Raw genomic sequence first — 20,451 nt, 5'->3', positions numbered from 1 at the left:
CATTATTGATAACGAAACAGGTAAAATTTATAAGAATATCCCCTATACGATGTCAGTCGGGGTATTTATCAAAAGATTTAACAAACAAAAAAGTAACAATTATTCACAATGTGACTATCTCAAGTTGTTGATAGTTTTAACGATTGCGATTGCAAAAGCAACAGATAGCACGGTGTTTACTCATCAAGCGAACATAATTAATACAGACTTGTTTTGCGGGACAAAAAAATAGATATTCTCACGCGCTTAATTATTTAGCGGGTTATCTGAACACAAAACATTATTGCCGCATAGATAATAAATCGGGAAATGATTTTTTAATTAATAAGACAGAATAATGTAACCAGAAAAGAATGAAGCCGGATGATATTGACGATCATCCGGCTTTGTTGACTTACGAGACTAACATTCCGGTAAACACATACGCCTGCAACAGCGTGATAATGCCAATAACGCTGGCAAAGATCAGACTGTGTTTCACAGTGTAGCGGAACAGTTCAGATTCTCGGCCCACCATGCCCGTCGCGGCGCAGGCCACGGCGATAGATTGCGGGGAGATCATCTTGCCAGTTACGCCGCCGCTGGTGTTTGCTGCCACCAGCAGAGTGTCAGAGACGTTGATTTGCTGCGCCGTGGTTGATTGCAGTGAACCAAACAGGGCGTTCGAGGATGTGTCCGAGCCGGTAAGGAATACCCCCAGCCAGCCAAGGAACGGTGAGAAGAACGGGAACATCACGCCAGTGCCCGCCAGTACCAGCGCCAGCGTGGTAGACATGCCGGAATAGTTGGTCACGAAAGCAAATGCCAGCACCATGCCAATCGACAATATCGGCCACTTCAGGCTAATTAGCGTTTCGGCAAAGACGCCAATGCCTTTCTTGATCCCCACGCCGAGAATGAAGATAGAGATAATCGCCGCAATAAAAATAGCGGTGCCGCCAGCGGACAGCGGGTCGAATTTAAACACCGCATCCATCGGTGTCGGCTGGGCGACAATGGGTGCCGCTTTCAGTACCTGCTGATGCAAATGAGGGATCTGGAAATTAATCACCAGCGAATAAAACGCACCGCCCGGCGCAAATAACGCTTTAAATGGCTTCATCGTCCAGATGGTGACCAGCACCGTTAAGATTAAAAAGGGTGACCAGGCGCGAATGATTTGCCCCAGACTATATTCTGAAGGCACGGGACCGCCAGAAGACGGTTTATTCACCACCATCGCACCTGCGGATTGCCCCATGCTGATTGCCGTTTCGGTATTTTTCGGTCGCCAGACTTTAAGGAATAAAGAAAGTGAGACGATACTCACCAGCGCCGAAGTAATATCCGGCAGTTCAGGACCAATGTAGTTAGAGGTAAAGAACTGGGTAACCGCAAAGCTACCCCCCGCAACCAGCGCCGCTGGCCACGTCTCTTTCACCCCTTTCCAGCCGTCCATCATCGCCACCAGCCAGAACGGTACAAGAACTGACAGGAACGGTAACTGACGTCCCGCCATTGCACCGATGTCGAACGGATCGATTCCCGTTACCTGACCGGCGACCAGAATCGGCACGCCCAACGCTCCAAACGCCACCGGCGCAGTGTTGGCAATCAGGCACAGCCCCGCCGCATATAACGGTTTGAAGCCCAGCCCCACCAGTAACGCCCCCGTAATCGCCACCGGTGCACCAAAGCCAGCCGCCCCCTCCAGCAGCGCGCCAAAGGAGAAACCAATCAGTAGCACCTGCAAACGTTGATCGTCGGTGATGGAGATAACCGAGCTGCGGATAATATCAAACTGCCCGCTGGCAACGGTTAATTTATAGAGGAATACCGCTGCGACAATAATCCACGCAATCGGCCATAAGCCATAAATAAAGCCATATCCCGCAGCAGCAAATGCCATATCAATCGGCATTTTAAAGGCGAATATCGCAATCAATATCGATAATATAAGGGTTATTGCTCCGGCGACATGTCCTTTCAGACGTAATACCGCGAGTGCAACGAAGAAGAATATTATCGGAATCAAGGCGACCAGAGCGGATAGCCCCAGTCCTCCCATCGGCATATACATTTGGGTCCAGGTAACCATATTGTTCAGTCTCTTATTATCTTTATATGCTTGATATACTTAAGGTTGTAATAAGCAAAAGAGGACTGAACTGTAAAATATAGGGGTTATACTTTACAGCAACAGCACGCCGCTAACGCAATTGCTACCTCTGGCATAACAAGTATATCGGGTAAGGGTTTCTGTTCCGCACACGCAGGCGCAGAGTATCGTTAAGATGTCCATATTGTTGTTTTAATCCCGCTAGTGATGCGCTACGGGTATTTAATATTGTTAAACCCTGATAATCGCTCCGGTTATTTCCGGGATAAATGTACTACCGCAGTAACTATAATAGCCCCGACAATAAAACTTGCCGGGGCTTTTGCTATTGCTATTAATGACTTTCTTTTTCGCGTAAACGCCAGGCGTGTAATAACGGTTCGGTATAACCGTTTGGCTGTTTCACGCCGAGGAAGATTAAATCGCTGGCAGCTTTAAACGCACACGAATTAGCGAAATTCCCCACCATCGGACGATACGCCGGATCGCCAGCGTTTTGCTGATCCACCACTTTCGCCATATTCTCCAGCGACGCCTGCACCTGTTCTTTAGTCAGAATACCGTGACGTAACCAGTTGGCGATATGCTGGCTGGAGATGCGCAGCGTTGCACGGTCTTCCATCAGCGCCACGTTGTGAATATCCGGCACTTTTGAACAACCAATCCCCTGCTCCACCCAGCGCACCACATACCCCAGAATACCCTGTACGTTGTTGTCCAGCTCTTGTTGGATCTCTTGCGCCGACCAGTTAGCGTTTTCAGCAACCGGGATGGTCAGCAGATCGTCCAGCAGCGGTTCAAATTCAGCATTGAACTCTGTGTTGGCAATGTTGGCTTGCACGCTCTGTACGTTGGTTTGATGGTAGTGTAGCGCATGGAGCGTAGCGGCGGTCGGCGACGGAACCCAGGCCGTGTTTGCCCCGGCACGTAACTGGTCGCCCTTCTGGCTGTACATGTCAGCCATCAGATCCGGCATTGCCCACATGCCTTTACCGATTTGCGCTTTACCGCGCAGCCCACAGAACAAACCAGACAGCACGTTATTGCGCTCGTAGGCTTTGATCCACGGCGTCGATTTCATCTGGTTTTTACGCAACATCGGCCCCGCTTCCATCACCGAATGCATCTCATCGCCGGTACGGTCGAGGAAGCCGGTGTTGATGAACGCCACGCGGTTGCGCGCCTGGGCGATACAGCTACGTAAGTTCAGCGAGGTTCGGCGTTCTTCATCCATAATGCCCATTTTCAGGGTATTCGGTGCCATGCCGAGCATCGTCTCAATGCGGGTAAACAGTTTGTTGGCGAACGCCACTTCCTGCGGACCGTGCATTTTCGGTTTCACAATATAGACGCTGCCGGTACGCGAGTTTTTCTGCACTTTTAAATCGTAGAGGGCAATCGCGCCAGTCATGACGCCATCAAGAATACCTTCCGGAATTTCATTGCCTTCGCTGTCCCAAATCACGGGAATGGTCATCAAATGACCCACATTACGGATAAACAGCAGCGAGCGCCCGTGCAGAGAAATTTCAGAGCCGTCGGCAGCGGTGTACTGACGATCGTCATTCAGTTTACGCACGATTTGCCGACCGTTTTTCTCCATCTTCTCTTGCAGAGTGCCCTGCATCAGCCCCAGCAGGTTGCGGTACAGCAGGATTTTATCTTCCGCATCAACCGCAGCGACCGAATCTTCGCAGTCGAGAATGGTACTGATGGCAGCTTCGACGATAACATCGTTGATGTGCGCCGGATCGTCTTTGCCAATCCGCCCGTCGGCATCGATTTGCAGCTCGATATGCAAACCGTTATTTTTCAGCAAAATGCAGCCCGGCGCAGCGGCATCACCACGATAACCGACAAACTGCGCCGGGGTACGTAACGTGGTTTCCGTGCCATTTTTCAACTGGATACGTAATTGTTTATCGACCACGCTAAACGCCACCGCATCCTGATAGCTGCCATTTTCCAGCGGCAGTGATTCGTCGAGAAAACGCCGAACCCAGGCGATAACCTGCTCGCCGCGCTGCGGATCGTAGCCGCTGACCATCGCCCCTTCCTGCGGGATGATGTCGCTGCCGTACAGCGCGTCGTACAGTGAACCCCAGCGGGCGTTCGCCGCGTTCAGCGCATAGCGGGCGTTCATTGCCGGAACCACCAGCTGTGGCCCCGCCTGACTGGTGATTTCACAGTCGATGCCCGTGGTTTCCACCGTCACGTGCTCCGGTTGCGGCACCAGGTAGCCCAGTTCACGCAGGAAAGATTTATAGGCCGCTTTATCTTTTACCGGCCCTGGATTGCTGCGATGCCACTCGTCGAGCGCCGCCTGGATGCGATCGCGTTCTGCCAGCAACTGACGATTTTCTGGCGCCAGATCGTGAACGATCTCATCAAAATTGCGCCAGAACGCGGCAGCATCCAGTTCCACGCCCGGTAAAACATCTTCATCCACAAAACGTTTAAAATTGGCGTCAATGCGTAAACGGCCCTGGGTTATGGTCTCACTCATTATTTATCTCCTCGTTTTCGCTTATTTCGCCAACACCGCTGCTGCCGCTTTCGCGACCTGCGCATCCTGTGCTCCGGTTAAACCAGAAACGCCCACGGCACCAATAATTTGCCCATCAACAACAACCGGTACGCCGCCTTCCAGCGACGTCAGTAACGGTGCCGTCACAAACGCGGTACGTCCGTTGTTCACCATCTCTTCATAGCCCTTAGTTTCACGACGCCCCAGCGCGGCGGTACGCGCTTTCTCCTGGGAGATGTAAGCCGCAATTGGCGCGCAATCATCCATGCGGCTTAACGCCAGCAGATGACCGCCGTCATCTGCAACAGCAATGGAAACAGACCAGTTATTTTTCTGCGCCTCTTCCTGACCTGCGGCAATAATTGCACTCGCCATTTGCTGGCTAAGAATGACTTTAGTTTTCATTTTGTTATTCCTTTTCAAGGGCTTGTTCTACAATTTCAATCCAGTGACGCACAGAGGTTCGACCGGCGCTCGCCAGATGCGTCTGGCAACCAATGTTGGCGGTGACGATCATTTCCGGTTTGCCGCTTTCCAGCGCATTCATTTTGTTATCCCGCAGCTGGCGCGCCAGATCGGGATGCGTTAATGCATACGTTCCTGCCGACCCGCAGCACAGATGGCTGTCAGGAACGTCGGTTATGGTAAATCCCAGGCGCAGTAATACTTTTTCCACTTCGCCGTTCAGCTTTTGCGCATGTTGCAGAGTACACGGGCAGTGGAAGGCCAGTTTTTTATCGCCGCGAATTGCCAGTTTTTCCAGCGGTTCCTCGCGCAACAGTTCGACTAAATCGACCGCCAGTTCACTGACCTGACGCGCTTTATCGGCATACAGCGCATCGTTTTTCAGCATCTGCCCGTACTCTTTGACGAACGCGCCACAGCCGCTGGCAGTCTGCAAAATAGCCTCGGCACCTGCTTCAATCGCAGGCCACCAGGCATCAATGTTATTTCGCGCGCGCGCTAAGCCCTTTTCCTGCGCATTAAGATGATAGTCCACTGCGCCACAACAGCCTGCTTCGTTAGCTGGCATGACGCTGATCCCCAGACGATCCAGCACCCGCGCGGTTGCCGCGTTGGTGTTGGGTGAAAGCGTAGGCTGGGCGCAACCTTCCAGCATTAAAACCCGACGCTTATGGCGCAGCGGTGGACGTGGTTTGGCCTTCACGGTTTCGGCGGGCAGTTTTGCTCTGAGCTGCTCTGGCAAAAACGGTCGTAGCACCAGGCCTACCTGCGTCAGCGCACGGAAGACCGCCGGGCGCGGCACCACCTGGCGTAGCCCTTCTCGCAGCATTCGCTCCGGCAGTGGGCGTTTCACTTTCTGCTCGACAATATCACGCCCGATATCCAGTAAATTGTGATAGCGCACACCAGAAGGACAGGTGGTTTCACAGTTGCGACAAGTGAGACAGCGATCGAGATGCTCCTGTGTTTTAAGCGTAACTTCGTTGCCTTCCAGCACCTGTTTAATCAGATAGATGCGCCCGCGCGGCCCGTCCAGTTCATCCCCCAGAAGCTGATAGGTTGGGCAGGTTGCGGTACAAAATCCGCAGTGAACACAGGCACGCAGGATGCTGTCGGCTTCCAGCGCCCGCGCGTTCTGACGCATCTCTTCGGTTAATCGGGTTTGCATAGCCTGCTCCTCAAAGTTCCGCGTACATGCGACCGGGGTTAAACACGCCGCAAGGGTCGAGCTGCTGTTTAAGCTGCTGGTGATAGCGGAATAAAGGAGCCGGTAGCGGAGCAAAGCCGCCATCTCCGGCACTAAAGCGAGTCGCATGACCGCCAGCGTTGCGGGCGATGCGGTGGATTTGATTGTCATCGGCTGTCGATTTCAGCCAGCGTAACGCCCCGCCCCAGTCGATCAGTTGCTCGCCGGGTAAATCCATCATCGGCGCATCGGTAGGTAAGGAAATGCGCCATAAAGTGCCCGGTAATGAGAAGAACGGCAGTTGTTGTTCACGCAATTGCTGCCAGAACTGACCCGCAACCTCTTCGCCCCCCAGCAGTTCACGCGCTGCTTTTACCGATCCTTCACCGCCTTCAAGACGGATCCACAACGCATTGTCGAAGTAACATAAGCCACTAATGGGTAATGGCTGAAGTTGCCACTGGGCGATTTCACTCATGGCTTCTTGCAGGCTGATTTCCCGACGCAGGCTCAAGGTGGCGCGCGGTCGCGGTAACACTTTCATTGAGATTTCAGTGAGCACGCCAAGACAACCGTAGCTTCCGGCCATTAATCGCGAGAGATCGTATCCGGCAACGTTTTTCATCACTTCGCCGCCAAAACGTAGATGTTTTCCTGTGCCGGTAATGATGCGCGTGCCGAGGACAAAATCGCGTACCGATCCGCTCCACGGGCGACGCGGCCCCGCCAGTCCGCAGGCAACCATCCCGCCCCAGGTGGCTTCTTCACCATAATGCGGCGGCTCGCAGGGGAGCATTTGCCCGGCGCTCTCCAGCGCCGCTTCAATCGCCACCAGCGGCGTTCCGGCGCGAGCGGTGATCACCAGTTCGGTCGGGTCGTAATTAACAATGCCGCGATGGCAACGCACATCCAGCGTTTGCCCGGCGACAGGGCGACCTAAAAAGGCTTTGCTATTGCTTCCCTGAATTACCAGCGGCGTTTTATCGCTAATCGCCTGATTCACCTGCTCCAGTAACACCTGGCTGTAATCACACTCGCGTAGCATCAGAAACGCTCCAGTTCAGGGAAAGGTAAATGACCGTGATGCACGTGCATGGCACCAAATTCAGCGCAGCGGTGCAGTGTGGGAATGTTTTTCCCTGGGTTCAGCAAACCATCAGGGTCAAACGCCGCCTTGACCGCATGGAAGGTCGTGATTTCATCGCTGTTGAACTGGGCGCACATTTGATTGATTTTTTCGCGCCCGATGCCATGTTCCCCACTGATGCTGCCGCCCACTTCGACGCAGAGTTCGAGGATCTTCCCACCCAACTCTTCCGCACGGGCAAATTCACCGGGTTCGTTGGCATCGAAAAGGATTAACGGGTGCATGTTGCCGTCTCCCGCGTGAAAGACGTTGGCAACGCGTAAATCATATTGCTGTGATAAACGGGCAATGCCTTCCAGTACGCCAGGCAGCGCACGGCGCGGAATGGTGCCGTCCATACAGTAGTAATCCGGCGAGATACGCCCCACCGCCGGGAAGGCGTTTTTGCGACCGGCCCAGAAACGTACGCGCTCTGCTTCGTCCTGTGCCAGACGGACGTCAGTCGCGCCCGCTTTCAGTAAGATGTCGTTAACACGCTCGCAGTCTTCCTGAACGTCAGACTCCACGCCGTCCAGCTCGCACAACAAAATCGCTTCGGCATCGACGGGATAACCAGCATGAATAAAATCTTCCGCCGCGCGGATCGACAGGTTATCCATCATCTCCAGCCCGCCGGGGATAATGCCATTGGCGATGATGTCACCAACCGCAAGTCCGGCTTTTTCTACCGAGTCAAAGCTGGCTAACAGAACCCGCGCCACGGGCGGCTTCGGCAGCAGTTTTACCGTCACTTCGGTGGTCACGCCGAGCATACCTTCCGATCCGGTGAACAGCGCCAGCAGGTCAAAACCAGGCGAATCCAGCGCGTCCGATCCCAACGTCAGCGCCTCGCCGTCCAGCGTTTGCACTTCGATTTTCAGCAGGTTATGTACGGTCAGACCATATTTCAGGCAGTGGACGCCTCCGGCGTTTTCCGCCACGTTGCCGCCAATAGAACAGGCGATTTGCGAGGAGGGATCCGGTGCGTAATAGAGATTATGCGGCGCAACGGCCTGGGAGATCGCCAGGTTACGCACGCCCGGCTGCACGCGCGCGCGGCGACCGACGGGGTTAATGTCGAGGATTTCTTTAAAGCGCGCCATCACCAACAACACACCTTTTTCCAGCGGCAACGCGCCGCCAGAAAGCCCGGTGCCTGCGCCACGGGTCACTACCGGTACACGCAGACGGTGGCAGACAGCCAGAATCGCTGCCACCTGTTCCATCTGCTTAGGCAGAACAACCAGTAATGGACGCGTGCGATACGCGCTCAACCCGTCACACTCGTAAGGAATGATCTCCTCATCGGTATGCAGGATCTCCAGTCCAGGGACATGCTCACGCAGTGCCATCAGTACCGATGTGCGGTCGACATCGGGTAAAGCGCCATCAAGACGCTCTTCGTACAAGATGCTCATGAGTAGGCTTCGCTTTGTTGTGTTGTGTGGCAGCTGATTTTTGCGCGCTGCTTCTGTGAACAGTTATTAAGCGGGCTTTTTGTTTTCGTCTATCTCTTTAGCTACCGGTCAGACCATTTTTTTTCCAGCTCTGTGACCTTGCCTTGGTTAACTTAATGTTAAATTGATGTAACATAATCACTTGCGTGATGTACGTGTTTTGCAAATTAAGAACAGAAAAATTGGTCCTACCTGTGCACGAGGTCCGGCAATGAAAGATGAGCGTCGCCCTATTTGCGAAGTGGTTGCAGAGAGTATCGAACGGTTAATTATCGACGGCGTGCTGAAGGTCGGACAGCCGCTTCCCTCGGAACGTCGACTGTGTGAAAAGCTCGGCTTCTCACGCTCCGCACTGCGTGAAGGGCTGACCGTGCTGCGCGGGCGCGGGATTATTGAAACGGCGCAGGGGCGTGATTCCCGTGTGGCTCGTCTTGATCGGGTGCAGGACACCAGCCCGCTAATCCATCTGTTCAGTACGCAGCCGCGAACGCTGTACGATCTGCTCGACGTTCGCGCACTGCTGGAAGGTGAATCGGCAAGGCTGGCGGCAACGCTGGGAACCCAGGCTGATTTTGTCTTGATTACCCGCTGTTATGAAAAAATGCTCGCCGCCAGTGAGAACAACAAAGAGATTTCGCTGATCGAACATGCGCAGTTGGATCACGCTTTTCATCGAGCGATTTGCCAGGCTTCCCACAATCAGGTGCTGGTGTTTACTCTGCAATCATTGACCGACCTGATGTTTAATTCGGTGTTTGCCAGCGTGAATAATCTCTACCATCGACCACGGCAGAAGAAACAGATCGATCGCCAACATGCGCGGATCTATAACGCGGTTTTGCAGCGGCTGCCGCATGTCGCCCAGCGCGCCGCCCGCGATCACGTGATGACCGTAAAAAAGAATCTCCACGATATCGAGCTGGAAGGCCACCACTTGATTCGCTCGGCGGTGCCGCTGGAGATGAATCCGGGGGGAATGTGAGCAGGGTTTCCCCCCTCATCCTCTTCCCCTGGGGCGAGGGGACCGCCCCTGCGCTTAATGGGATCTGGTATTAAATGTGCTTTTCATACAACCGGTAACGTTTATACGGCTCCGCCCCAATGCGTTCCAGCATATTATTCATGCCTGTATTGGTTTCGAGGATCCATGACATCTCCAGCGCATCAATCTTCCTGCGAGCAAACGGATCGCGTAATGCTTCAATCAGCAGCAGCGCGATCACCGGGCCAATGCGGCTAAACTGATACTCGTCACGTACCCCCATCAGCGGCACTCGCGCAGTTCGCACACCGCTGACTTTTAAGCGCCACAGCAATTTTGCCCAGCCGAAGGGAAAGAGCGATCCATTCAGATCGGCAATCGCTTCGTTGATGTTCGGTAAGCCGACAATAAACGCACAGGGTGCAGAATCAATCTCGGCGATGTAGATCATATCGTCCGGCACCAGGTACTTAAGCTGATCGCCCATGGTCGCGAACTCATGTTCGGTAAACGGCACAAATCCCCAGTTGTGCTGCCAGCCAGAGTTGAAAATCTCACGCAGAACCTGCATTTCTTCGGCAAACCGCTGGCGATTGATGCAGCGAATGGTCACCTTTTTGCGTACCTGATCCATCAGTTTTTTTAGCGCCGGAGAGAAAGTAAGATCGGTTCGCTGCATCCACCACGCCAGTAGATCAATGCCTTTGCGATAACCCAATTGTTCAATATGCGCGGCATACCACGGTTTACCGTGCGGCATCATCGCGCATGGCGGTGTATCGAAACCTTCAATCAGTAATCCGCTTTCCTGATTGATATTCAGGCTGAAAGGTCCGCTGATGTTGCGCGCGCCTTGTGACTTCAACCACGCTTCCGCTGCGCCAAATAAAGCGGCAAAAACCTGCGGATCATCAATGGCGTCAATCATACCGAAATGACCAGTATCTTCACCGTAACGCTCACGGTGCAAAGTATCGATTTGCGCGGTAATGCGCCCGACTATCTGCCCCGCTTTTTTTGCCACCCACGCCTGCCAGATAATATGCTCCGTCCCCGGATTCTTCCTGGACAAATGCTCGCTGCGTTCAATGAACAAAGGGGGGATCCAGTTTGGATCATCGGGATAAAGTGATGACGGAAAAGCGATAAATGCCTTAAGGTCATTTTTATTAATTACTTTTTCAATTTTAATCATCAGCAGACCGCATTCCCTGGCTCAGTGGCTAACAAATAATTAACGGAGGGAATACGGGCATAAACCGAGACATTCGGCACCTTAATAATCCATCCGATGAATATAAAATACTGTTTTTAATTATTGCGATAATACCATCACCTACATTATCTGAAAAAATATTAATCGTTAGTGCTTAATGCGACCAGACAGGCCACTTACTTAATATATTCACAAATCAAATATTATTCACAATAAAAAACAAAAAAGTTAAAACCATTATTTAAATCAATGTTCAATATCGCACCCGTGAAAATACTATCTCATTTATCTTTTATGCATATATAATCTACCGCATTATTGTCATTTTATTTTTGATATCCAATTTTCTCGTGGTGTATATGTCTAATAAAATTTTTACGTATTCCCTGCCTATGCGCTATGCCGATTTTCCAACGCTGGTTGATGCTTTGGATTATGCCGCTCTGGGCCGCGCCGGAATGAACTTTTATGACAGACGTTGCCAGCTTGAAGATGAACTGGAATATCACAATTTAAAAGCACATGCCGAAGCAGGCGCAAAGCGGTTGTTATCGCTGAACCTGAAAAAAGGCGATCGCGTGGCGCTGATTGCCGAAACCAGTAGCGGGTTTGTCGAAGCATTTTTTGCCTGCCAGTATGCCGGGTTAGTCGCCGTCCCGTTGGCGATTCCGATGGGGGTCGGTCAACGAGATTCCTGGAGCGCCAAATTGCAGGGCTTACTGGCAAGCTGTCAGCCAGCCGCGATTATCACCGGCGATGAGTGGTTACCGCTGGTCAATGCCGCGACGCATGACAACCCCGAGTTGCATGTGTTAAGCCATGCCTGGTTTAAATCCTTGCCGGAAGCCGACGTTACGCTCCAGCATCCCGTTCCAGACGATATCGCCTACCTCCAGTACACCTCCGGCAGCACCCGTTTTCCCCGTGGCGTCATCATTACTCATCGCGAAGTGATGGCCAATCTACGTGCCATCAGCCACGATGGCATTAAATTACGTCCGGGCGATCGCTGCGTCTCCTGGCTGCCTTTCTATCATGATATGGGGCTGGTCGGTTTTCTCCTGACACCTGTCGCCACGCAGCTTTCAGTGGATTACTTGCGCACTCAGGATTTCGCCATGCGCCCGCTGCAATGGCTTAAATTGATAAGCAAAAATCGCGGCACCGTTTCCGTTGCGCCACCGTTTGGCTATGAACTGTGCCAGCGCCGGGTGAATGAAAAAGATCTCGCTGAACTGGATCTCTCCTGCTGGCGCGTCGCCGGTATTGGCGCTGAGCCAATCTCCGCAGAGCAACTCCATCAATTTGCTGAATGTTTCCGTCAGGCTAACTTTGACGATAAAACTTTCATGCCATGCTACGGGCTGGCAGAGAACGCACTTGCCGTCAGTTTTTCTGACGAAGCCTCCGGCGTTGTAGTTAACGAAGTGGATCGCGACATCCTCGAATATCAGGGTAAAGCCATCGCGCCGAACGCAGAAACGCGCGCTGTATCGACTTTCGTCAACTGCGGTAAAGCATTGCCGGAACATGGTATTGAAATCCGTAATGAAGCAGGTATTCCAGTCACGGAACGTGTGGTAGGTCATATTTGCATCTCCGGCCCCAGCCTGATGAGTGGTTACTTTGGCGACCAGGCTTCGCAAGACGAGATTGCTGCGACGGGTTGGTTAGATACTGGCGATCTCGGCTATCTGCTGGACGGTTATCTGTATGTCACCGGACGCATTAAAGATCTGATTATTATCCGCAATATCTGGCCGCAGGATATTGAGTACCTGGCGGAGCAGGAGCCGGAAATTCACTCCGGCGATGCCATTGCTTTCGTTACCGCCCAGGAAAAAATCATTTTGCAGATCCAGTGTCGGATTAGTGACGAAGAACGTCGCAGGCAGCTTATCCACTCGCTGGCGGCGCGGATACAAAGCGAGTTTGGCGTGACAGCGGCTATCGATCTGTTACCGCCCCACAGTATTCCCCGCACCTCTTCCGGCAAGCCCGCCCGTGCGGAAGCGAAAAAACGTTATCAGAAGGCCGTCGCCGCTAATCCCGCTGTGCAGGAATCTCTCGTATGAGCCAAATAGTCGCGGTGACGGGTGCTACCGGATTTATTGGTAAATATATTATCGATAACCTGCTCATTCGCGGCTTTCATGTTCGCGCGTTGACGCGTACTGCCCGCGCTCACGTCAGCGATAATCTCATCTGGGTGCGCGGTTCGCTGGAAGATACGCATTCGCTTAGCGAGCTGGTTGCCGGTGCCAGTGCGGTGGTTCATTGTGCCGGGCAAGTGCGCGGGCACAAAGAAGATGTCTTTACCCGCTGTAACGTTGACGGCAGTCTGCGTCTGATGCAGGCAGCAAAAGAGAGCGGCTTTTGCCAACGTTTTCTGTTTATCTCTTCACTGGCGGCACGCCATCCTGAACTCTCCTGGTATGCAAACTCCAAACACGTCGCCGAACAACGGCTGGCTGCGATGGCTGACGAAATTACGCTGGGCGTTTTTCGCCCGACGGCAGTCTATGGCCCCGGCGATAAAGAGCTAAAACCACTGTTTGACTGGATGCTGCGCGGTTTGCTGCCACGGCTTGGCGCACCAGAAACACGACTCTCTTTTCTGCACGTTACCGATTTCGCGCAAGCTGTGAGTCTGTGGTTAAGCGCCGAAACTGTACCAACGCAAACATATGAATTATGCGATGGCGTCTCCGGAGGCTATGACTGGCAGCGCGTACAACAGCTTGCTGCTGCCGCCCGTCGTGGTTCCGTGCGAATGGTCGGCATTCCTCTGCCGCTACTCACCTGTCTTGCGGATATTAGTACCGCGTTGAGTCGCCTGGCAGGAAAAGAACCTATGCTGACCCGCTCGAAAATTCGTGAATTAACCCATGCCAACTGGTCGGCAAGTAATAACCGTATTTCTGAAGATATTAACTGGTTTCCCGGGATTAGCCTGGAACACGCATTACGCAACGGGCTATTTTGATTGTCTTGTTTAAAGGTGTGTTAACGTTTCTATGGTAAATCGTGAAATAGTAATGGATTACATCCTTTCCTGTTTACAGGATTTGGTCGAAAACGGTGTGGAAATTAAGCCTGACAGCGCGCTCGTCAACGATCTTGGTCTGGAATCGATCAAAGTGATGGATCTCTTAATGATGCTGGAAGACAGATTCGATATTTCCATTCCGATTAATATTCTGCTGGATGTCAAAACCCCTGCGCAATTAATGGAAACACTACTTCCATGGCTGGAGAATAAATAATGGGGCTATACGATAAATATGTGCGTCTTGCTGGCGAGCGACTGCAATTTAGTGATAACGGTTTAACACCGTTTGGCACCTGTATTGATGAAGTGTATTCCGCCACCGAAGGGCGTATCGGCAATAAAAAAGTGATCCTGGCCGGAACCAATAATTATCTCGGTTTAACCTTCAATAACGAGGCCATCGCCGAAGGTCAGGCTGCGTTAGCGACACAAGGCACCGGCACCACCGGTTCTCGTATGGCTAATGGCAGCTATGCGCCGCATCTGGCGTTAGAGAAAGAGATCGCCGAGTTTTTCAATCGCCCTACTGCTATTGTTTTTTCAACTGGTTATACCGCGAATTTAGGCGTCATCAGCGCACTTGCCGACCATAACGCCGTGGTGTTGCTGGATGCCGATAGCCACGCCAGTATTTATGATGCCTGCTCTCTCGGCGGCGCGGAAATTATTCGTTTTCGCCATAACGACGCCAACGATCTGGAACGTCGCATGATTCGCCTCGGCGAACGGGCGAAAGAGGCGATTATCATCGTTGAGGGCATCTACAGTATGCTCGGCGACGTTGCGCCGCTGGCGGAAATTATTGATATCAAACGTCGTCTCGGCGGTTATTTGATTGTCGATGAAGCTCATTCGTTTGGCGTGTTAGGCGCAACGGGGCGTGGGCTGGTTGAAGCCGTTGGCGTTGAGGACGATGTTGATATTATCGTTGGTACCTTCAGTAAGAGTCTGGCCTCTATCGGCGGTTTTGCTGTCGGCTCGGAAGCGATGGAAGTGCTGCGCTACGGCAGCCGCCCGTATATTTTCACCGCCTCCCCTTCTCCTTCCTGCATTGCGACCGTGCGCTCGTCGTTAAGAACCATTGCCACACAACCAGAGTTGCGGCAAAAGTTGATGGATAACGCCAACCATCTGTATGACGGTCTGCAAAAATTGGGTTACGAGCTAAGCTCGCATATTAGCCCGGTAGTGCCAGTGATAATCGGTTCGAAAGAGGAAGGGTTACGCATCTGGCGCGAGCTTATCTCTCTAGGTGTTTATGTGAATCTTATCCTGCCACCTGCTGCGCCTGCGGGCATTACGCTGCTGCGCTGTAGCGTTAACGCTGCGCACAGCCGCGAACAAATCGATGCCATCATTCAGGCATTTGCCACGCTGAAACAGTAATGTTAACCCGTCGTGGTATTACGCCACGGCGGGTTTAGTGTTGCCTGTCATACCAATACACCAGACTCAACGCCACCAGCACAAACGCTACCGGTAAACCGAGCGCAGTCGCTGGGGCGCTCAACGCAAATAGCAATCCCAGATTGACCATGATTTGATAGCTGATCCAGGTAAGCAAGCCAACGATCACGCCCACAGCAAGACGGCTGCCCATCCCCGGTGAGCGCGGGGCGCTAAAGGTAAACGGCACAGCCAGTAAAATCATCGCCAGAGTTAAGATGGGGTGTCCCAGCTTTTCCCACAGTGCCAGACGATATTCACTGCTCGGTTGCCCGGTTTCCTGCAAATAATGAATGTAATGGTTGAGCTGGCGGACAGAAAAGCTATTACCCGGCATCGATAACTCTTCGAGATTTATACTGGTGAACGTCGATTGCCACGGCAGATTATCTAATGTTTCCAGCGTTTCTTTGCCATTAAGCCATTTTTTATGATTCACACCGTGCAGGAGCCACGTTTTATCGTCTTCGATGGTGGCGCTGCGCGCGTAAATGTAGGATTCGAGTGACAGATCGTCGCGGTAATGAAATATCTCCACGCCTACCGGCTGGCCCTGTTCATTCAGCGATTTCACCGTCACAAATTCATTGTCACGTCTGGCCCACAACATGTTGCCGGTGATGTCATCGTCCCCCCCTAACGCGGTGGCGGTCGATTTGATTTGCATCGCCTGTTGCTGCAATGGCGACGCTACCCACTCATCAATCGCGCCTAACGAGACTGTCCACAGCATTCCGGCGACCAGCACCACCAGCGCGATACGGAAAATGGAAAATCCCGTGCTGCGAATAGCGGTAAGTTCACTGTTTTTCGATAACTGCCCAAGACCGACAATCCCCCCTAATAACGCGATAAACGGCGCAAGATCGACCAGTGTGCGTGGCAGGGTCATCACCACCACCAGAACAGCCTGAGTCCAGCGATAACCGCCAGGGCTGACATCATCCAGCTCGTTAATCAGGTTGAAGGTGGTAAAAAGCGGCAGCAGTAGTCCTGCGGCAGCGGCAAAACCGAGAAACAGGTGACGGATTAAATAGCGACTGAAGACATTCATCGGGAAAATTTCTGCAGCAAAGAGAAGTCGCGAGCAACCAGCACCAACAAACCAGTCAACATCAGTCCAGGCACTAACCACAAACCAGGGATAACAGGAATTGCACCGTTCGCCACCAGAGTGCGGCAAACGTCTCCGCCATAAAAAATGGCAATAAACAGTAACGTTAAAGGCAATAAGGTAGAAAATCGCCCCTGCCGTGGTTTTACCCGACTTAAAGAGATAGCCATCAGTGCCATTAACAACGCAGTCACGCCACGGCTTTGTCGCCATTGCAATTCGGCGTGATCGGCAGGAAAGACAGAATGCGCCAGCTCCGTGAGCGATTTCGCTTTGCGTTTGACGTTAGGGCTTTGATCCAGCGGATTCAGATGTAATTGCAGATTGCGATAGATCTGTTCGTTGTCGTCACTGCCCTGATGATCGAGAAGATAGGCTGTGCCGTTATGCAACATGACGGTCGGTTTGTCCGGAGAGGGATCGATAACATCAACGGAGCGGGCACGAAAAATGCGGGTTCGATTGGCCGTAGAAGTGTATATCAGCGCGTCAGTCAGGCGATTATTGTCTTGATCAACCGTCTGCGAGAGGATCATCCGCCCATTATCGTTAGTATTAAATTTTTTCGCCCGTAGCTGGCGGACATCCAGCTCCGACTGCGACTGTTGCTCCAGTTGATAAATCTGCGCATAAGCCCACGGCCGACCATACATCGACAAAACGGTGACAAAAATACTTAACGGTATAGCAAGGTAAAGAACAGCTTTATACAAACGCGCCGGGCTGCCTCCCGCCGCAGAAATTGCGGTAATTTCTGAGTCGGTATACATCTGCCCAAGCGTCACGCCAACTGACACATACAGGCCAACCGGTAACAACATCTCCAGTGCAATCAGCACTTTGTAAAAAACGATATCCAGCACAACGTTGAGAGCTAAAGTGCCATTTGCCGCTTCGGTCAGATAACGCTGTGCGGAATAGCTGGCGAAAATAAAGATCAGAAAACCGACGATAATCAGCACCAGACGGCGCGTACCGCGCATGATGTAATGTTCAACCAGCTTCATCTCACTAACGCCCTCAATCCTTTGAGTTTTTTATTCATTGATCAGCTTCTGCGCCAGCGCAATAACATGATCTACCTCTTCCGGCGTCAGGCTGCCGTCCTTTGCCCACTGAATTTGCCCGTTTTTATTCAGCACCAGAATGGTTGAACTCTGTTCCGGCAGTTGCCAAGCGGTGCGCCCCAGACCGTTACCATCGATAACGAATTGCGCCCACGGATAGCGGCGTTTATTTTTCTCGATTTTACCGCTCACAAAATAGCCTGTGCCAAAGATGGCATCATCGGTATTCACAATAGTGGTGGGCTGAAAACGATCCTGCGGAAAGTTTGCTGCTTCTACTGCTTTGATTAACAGTGAGTTCTTTTTCTTTGCCGACTTGCGCCCGGCGATATACTGGATAATGCGGACTTTTCCCGCCAGTTGCGTACTGTTCCACTTTTGGTAGTGAATTTCGTCGTTATTAAGCAGTAGCTCGCCGCCTTCCTGGATATAAACAGGAGTTACCCGTTTTCCAGTGACAAAATTATGCGCCGCCACGACTGGCGCTAAGAGCGCAATGATCAGCGCGACAATCCGACGAAATGGCATTATTGCTCCGGATATAGCGGAAAACGCGAGATAAGCAGCTCTAAACGCTGGCGAATATCGCTATCCAGCGCCACCGGTGCGTCATATGACCGGCGGTTTTCCATATCATCTGCCACCATGTCGTCGTGCTTATCCCCCATCAGACCATTAATGGCAGCGAGGAAGCGGGAAATCTGTAACGCCTCTTTATTTTCAGGATCAAGCGATCTTAGGGTGTCGTAATAAGAAACCTGCTGACTGATGATTTTTCGCACATCATGAAATTCCCTGCCGGTTAGTCGCGGTTTGGCAATAATCTCTTTCAGGATATGCATTTGCTTTTGCCGATAGGCAATAAAACCGTTCACGCTTTCTAACTGGCTATGGCGTAATGACCAGTTCACTAACGACCAGACCGGGGAGCTTAAATAAATCCGTAACAGGTTACCGTAATACGACACGATATTTTTCTTACCGTTACGAAAACCATCCTGAAAATGGCCCAGACATACCGTCGTTTTGCCGAATAAAAATCCGGCCTGATGCTTCTTTAAATACAACCGTTGAGCAAAACGTAAATGCTTATAGCGCGCTCGCATGTATTTAAATTGTTTGCGCTCTTCAGCCGAAAGCTCATCGCCTTTGGTTTGTTTATGGATTAAACGCAGCAACTCCTTATGATCAACGCCATTTAGCCAGAATTGCAGACATAACGCGTAATTATCATGGATGATTTCGGCGGTACAACCCAGGGCGATTGTCGGCGGCAAACTGACCTGCGCGTCAACAACATCATCTTCCTCAATCGCAACAAATAAACGCTCGCTCGCCTCAAGCGGAAAATATTTTCTCATCATCAGGATTTCTCTCCGGCTGCGTTATAAAGCAATGAATGGCGCTGAAAGAACGCCTTTAAGGTCGGAATTAGTGAGAGCGCCACGTCCAGACATTGACCGCCGAAATAAGCAAACGCTGCTCCCAGCACGCCAAACAGATGACAAAACATGAACAGCAAAACGATGTAGCCGATTGAAGCGATGGTTTGCGCTACGAGGAAGGCGCGCTGTTTACCCGCCATCAATAGCAATGACTCCTGCGGGAAGCCCAGCATCGAAATAACAATCGCGCCAAGCATCACCTGGATCAGGTCATATGCTTCGAGATATTTAACGCCAAATACCAGCGAAATGAGCGGCTTGCCGACGATTAGCACCGCGAGCGCCACCAGAATACCGATTCCGCCAGCCAGTAAACCTGACTTCACGCCTAACAACCACGGTCTGGTAGTGCGCGGATCTAATCGCATTACCTCTGGATAAAAACTTTTACCCAGCAAACCCGCTGGCGTACCGGCGGCATCGAAGAATGTCATGGCGATTTTAAATAACCCAGCGGCGGCTGGCCCCAACACAATCCCCACCAGCACGGTGCTGCACGAGTTACGCGCCGACCAGATGGAGTGAGCAATGTTGGTTGACCAGACAAAACTCCACGCGCCTTTGATATGACGGGCAGACTCGAACAGATTCAATTTGAAGGCGTTATGGATATTTCTGCGGCGTAATTCACGCGCAGCAAACCACCAGTACATCGTGCCGCCAACCAGATTCGAGGCGTACCAGGCAATAACAAAGCCCGCAAAACCAAAGTCAAAATACCAGGCGATTACGCTACCCGCCGCTCGCAGAAAGGGTTTTGTAGCCTGCTGCACCGCAATTAAATCGAAGCGATCGACAGCGCGCAGAATGCCGGTCGGCGTGGAAGAAGCCATTGAGGGGATCAGCGTGCAATAGAGCGCCGCCAGCCAAAAGCTTTGCTCATCCAGACCTAATGAATGGGAAAGAAATGGCAGTAAGGCAATGCCGCCGACAATCGCCACCGCGCCGCTGATGATATCCAGCGAAAAGGAAAACGAGACGACATTACGAAATTGTTGGGGGTTATTGTTGGTTAAGGCTGGCGTTCCGTACTGCACTACCAACTGCCATGTCTGAAACTTAATAAAATCGCTGATCGACTTAGCATACGATTGCACAATCACCAGTACGCCAAACATCGCTGGCGTCATCCCTTTACCAGCGCACGAGAGCGCCAGTAAGCCCAGCAAGGCGCTCACGACATTGCTGGAGCCTAACCAGGCGCTATTGCGAATAATGGTGCGAAAGGCTCCATCTGCAAACCAATGTTTGATGTTAAAACCCGCCAATT

General features: G+C 52.0%; 17 protein-coding genes. 5 read left to right on the top strand and 12 right to left on the bottom strand.

The window, feature by feature from the left end; genetic code table 11:
- Window positions 1-394: 394 nt before the first annotated feature.
- The 6 genes from glcA to glcD form a co-directional block, all read right to left on the bottom strand.
- A complete protein-coding gene (gene glcA, locus C3D30_RS02585; protein WP_000259282.1) occupies window positions 395-2,077 on the bottom strand; it encodes a glycolate permease GlcA in 1,683 nt (560 codons plus the stop codon).
- 355 nt (window positions 2,078-2,432) lie between these two features.
- Window positions 2,433-4,604 (bottom strand): malate synthase G, encoded by a 2,172-nt coding sequence (gene glcB, locus C3D30_RS02580; protein ID WP_105286414.1) that lies wholly within the window; start codon window positions 4,602-4,604, stop codon window positions 2,433-2,435.
- Between the two features lie 21 nt (window positions 4,605-4,625).
- Window positions 4,626-5,030 (bottom strand): GlcG family protein, encoded by a 405-nt coding sequence (locus C3D30_RS02575; RefSeq protein ID WP_000853256.1) that lies wholly within the window; start codon window positions 5,028-5,030, stop codon window positions 4,626-4,628.
- Window positions 5,031-5,034: 4 nt separating this feature from the next.
- Window positions 5,035-6,258, bottom strand: coding sequence for a glycolate oxidase subunit GlcF (gene glcF / locus C3D30_RS02570; RefSeq protein ID WP_105286413.1), 1,224 nt, complete (start codon window positions 6,256-6,258; stop codon window positions 5,035-5,037).
- A 10-nt stretch (window positions 6,259-6,268) separates the two neighbouring features.
- Entirely contained in the window at window positions 6,269-7,321 is a 1,053-nt protein-coding gene (gene glcE, locus C3D30_RS02565; RefSeq protein WP_105286412.1) for a glycolate oxidase subunit GlcE, read from the bottom strand.
- Window positions 7,321-8,820, bottom strand: a complete 1,500-nt coding sequence (gene glcD, locus C3D30_RS02560) for a glycolate oxidase subunit GlcD (protein ID WP_000026094.1) — start codon at window positions 8,818-8,820, stop codon at window positions 7,321-7,323. The genes glcE and glcD overlap by 1 nt, the downstream gene beginning before the upstream one ends.
- A 250-nt stretch (window positions 8,821-9,070) precedes the next feature.
- On the opposite strand from glcD, the gene glcC reads away from it, so the two are divergent.
- Window positions 9,071-9,841: a transcriptional regulator GlcC gene (glcC, locus tag C3D30_RS02555; protein ID WP_105286411.1), complete on the top strand. Its 771-nt coding sequence runs from the start codon at window positions 9,071-9,073 to the stop codon at window positions 9,839-9,841.
- Between the two features lie 70 nt (window positions 9,842-9,911).
- On the opposite strand, the gene yghO is transcribed toward glcC, so the two are convergent.
- On the bottom strand, window positions 9,912-11,036 hold the full coding sequence (yghO, locus tag C3D30_RS02550; RefSeq protein ID WP_105286410.1) for a protein YghO: 1,125 nt from the start codon (window positions 11,034-11,036) through the stop codon (window positions 9,912-9,914).
- Between the two features lie 380 nt (window positions 11,037-11,416).
- On the opposite strand from yghO, the gene C3D30_RS02545 reads away from it, so the two are divergent.
- From C3D30_RS02545 to spt, 4 genes are read left to right on the top strand one after another with little or no spacing between them, the layout of a single operon-like run.
- Entirely contained in the window at window positions 11,417-13,132 is a 1,716-nt protein-coding gene (locus C3D30_RS02545) for a fatty acyl-AMP ligase (RefSeq protein ID WP_207106059.1), read from the top strand.
- The gene (locus C3D30_RS02540; RefSeq protein WP_105286408.1) at window positions 13,129-14,043 is read left to right on the top strand and encodes an NAD-dependent epimerase/dehydratase family protein; all 915 of its coding nucleotides are present in this window, start codon (window positions 13,129-13,131) and stop codon (window positions 14,041-14,043) included. Before C3D30_RS02545 ends, C3D30_RS02540 begins: the two co-directional genes overlap by 4 nt.
- A gap of 31 nt (window positions 14,044-14,074) precedes the next feature.
- Complete coding sequence (locus C3D30_RS02535) at window positions 14,075-14,323, top strand: acyl carrier protein (RefSeq protein ID WP_000248094.1); 249 nt, start codon at window positions 14,075-14,077, stop codon at window positions 14,321-14,323.
- A complete protein-coding gene (gene spt / locus C3D30_RS02530; protein ID WP_105285772.1) occupies window positions 14,323-15,495 on the top strand; it encodes a serine palmitoyltransferase in 1,173 nt (390 codons plus the stop codon). Before C3D30_RS02535 ends, spt begins: the two co-directional genes overlap by 1 nt.
- A gap of 34 nt (window positions 15,496-15,529) precedes the next feature.
- Here the strand turns inward: spt and lptG are convergent, their stop codons facing one another.
- Genes lptG through C3D30_RS02505 form a run of 5 tightly spaced genes read right to left on the bottom strand, consistent with a single transcriptional unit; the run spans window position 15,530 to window position 20,449 of the window.
- The gene (gene lptG, locus C3D30_RS02525; protein WP_105286407.1) at window positions 15,530-16,609 is read right to left on the bottom strand and encodes an LPS export ABC transporter permease LptG; all 1,080 of its coding nucleotides are present in this window, start codon (window positions 16,607-16,609) and stop codon (window positions 15,530-15,532) included.
- Window positions 16,606-17,676 (bottom strand): LPS export ABC transporter permease LptF, encoded by a 1,071-nt coding sequence (lptF, locus tag C3D30_RS02520; protein WP_000779664.1) that lies wholly within the window; start codon window positions 17,674-17,676, stop codon window positions 16,606-16,608. The genes lptG and lptF overlap by 4 nt, the downstream gene beginning before the upstream one ends.
- 30 nt (window positions 17,677-17,706) lie before the next feature.
- The gene (locus tag C3D30_RS02515) at window positions 17,707-18,264 is read right to left on the bottom strand and encodes a YtfJ family protein (protein WP_001116541.1); all 558 of its coding nucleotides are present in this window, start codon (window positions 18,262-18,264) and stop codon (window positions 17,707-17,709) included.
- Entirely contained in the window at window positions 18,264-19,100 is an 837-nt protein-coding gene (locus C3D30_RS02510; RefSeq protein WP_000984960.1) for a hypothetical protein, read from the bottom strand. The genes C3D30_RS02515 and C3D30_RS02510 overlap by 1 nt, the downstream gene beginning before the upstream one ends.
- Window positions 19,100-20,449 (bottom strand): lipopolysaccharide biosynthesis protein, encoded by a 1,350-nt coding sequence (locus tag C3D30_RS02505; RefSeq protein WP_105286406.1) that lies wholly within the window; start codon window positions 20,447-20,449, stop codon window positions 19,100-19,102. Before C3D30_RS02505 ends, C3D30_RS02510 begins: the two co-directional genes overlap by 1 nt.
- Window positions 20,450-20,451 lie beyond the last annotated feature (2 nt).

The sequence above is a fragment of the Escherichia sp. MOD1-EC5433 genome, from assembly GCF_002966005.1.
Lineage (GTDB): Bacteria > Pseudomonadota > Gammaproteobacteria > Enterobacterales > Enterobacteriaceae > Escherichia > Escherichia ruysiae.
The sequence above is the reverse complement of the archived record's forward strand: the minus strand, read 5'-3'. Positions and strand labels throughout refer to the sequence as shown.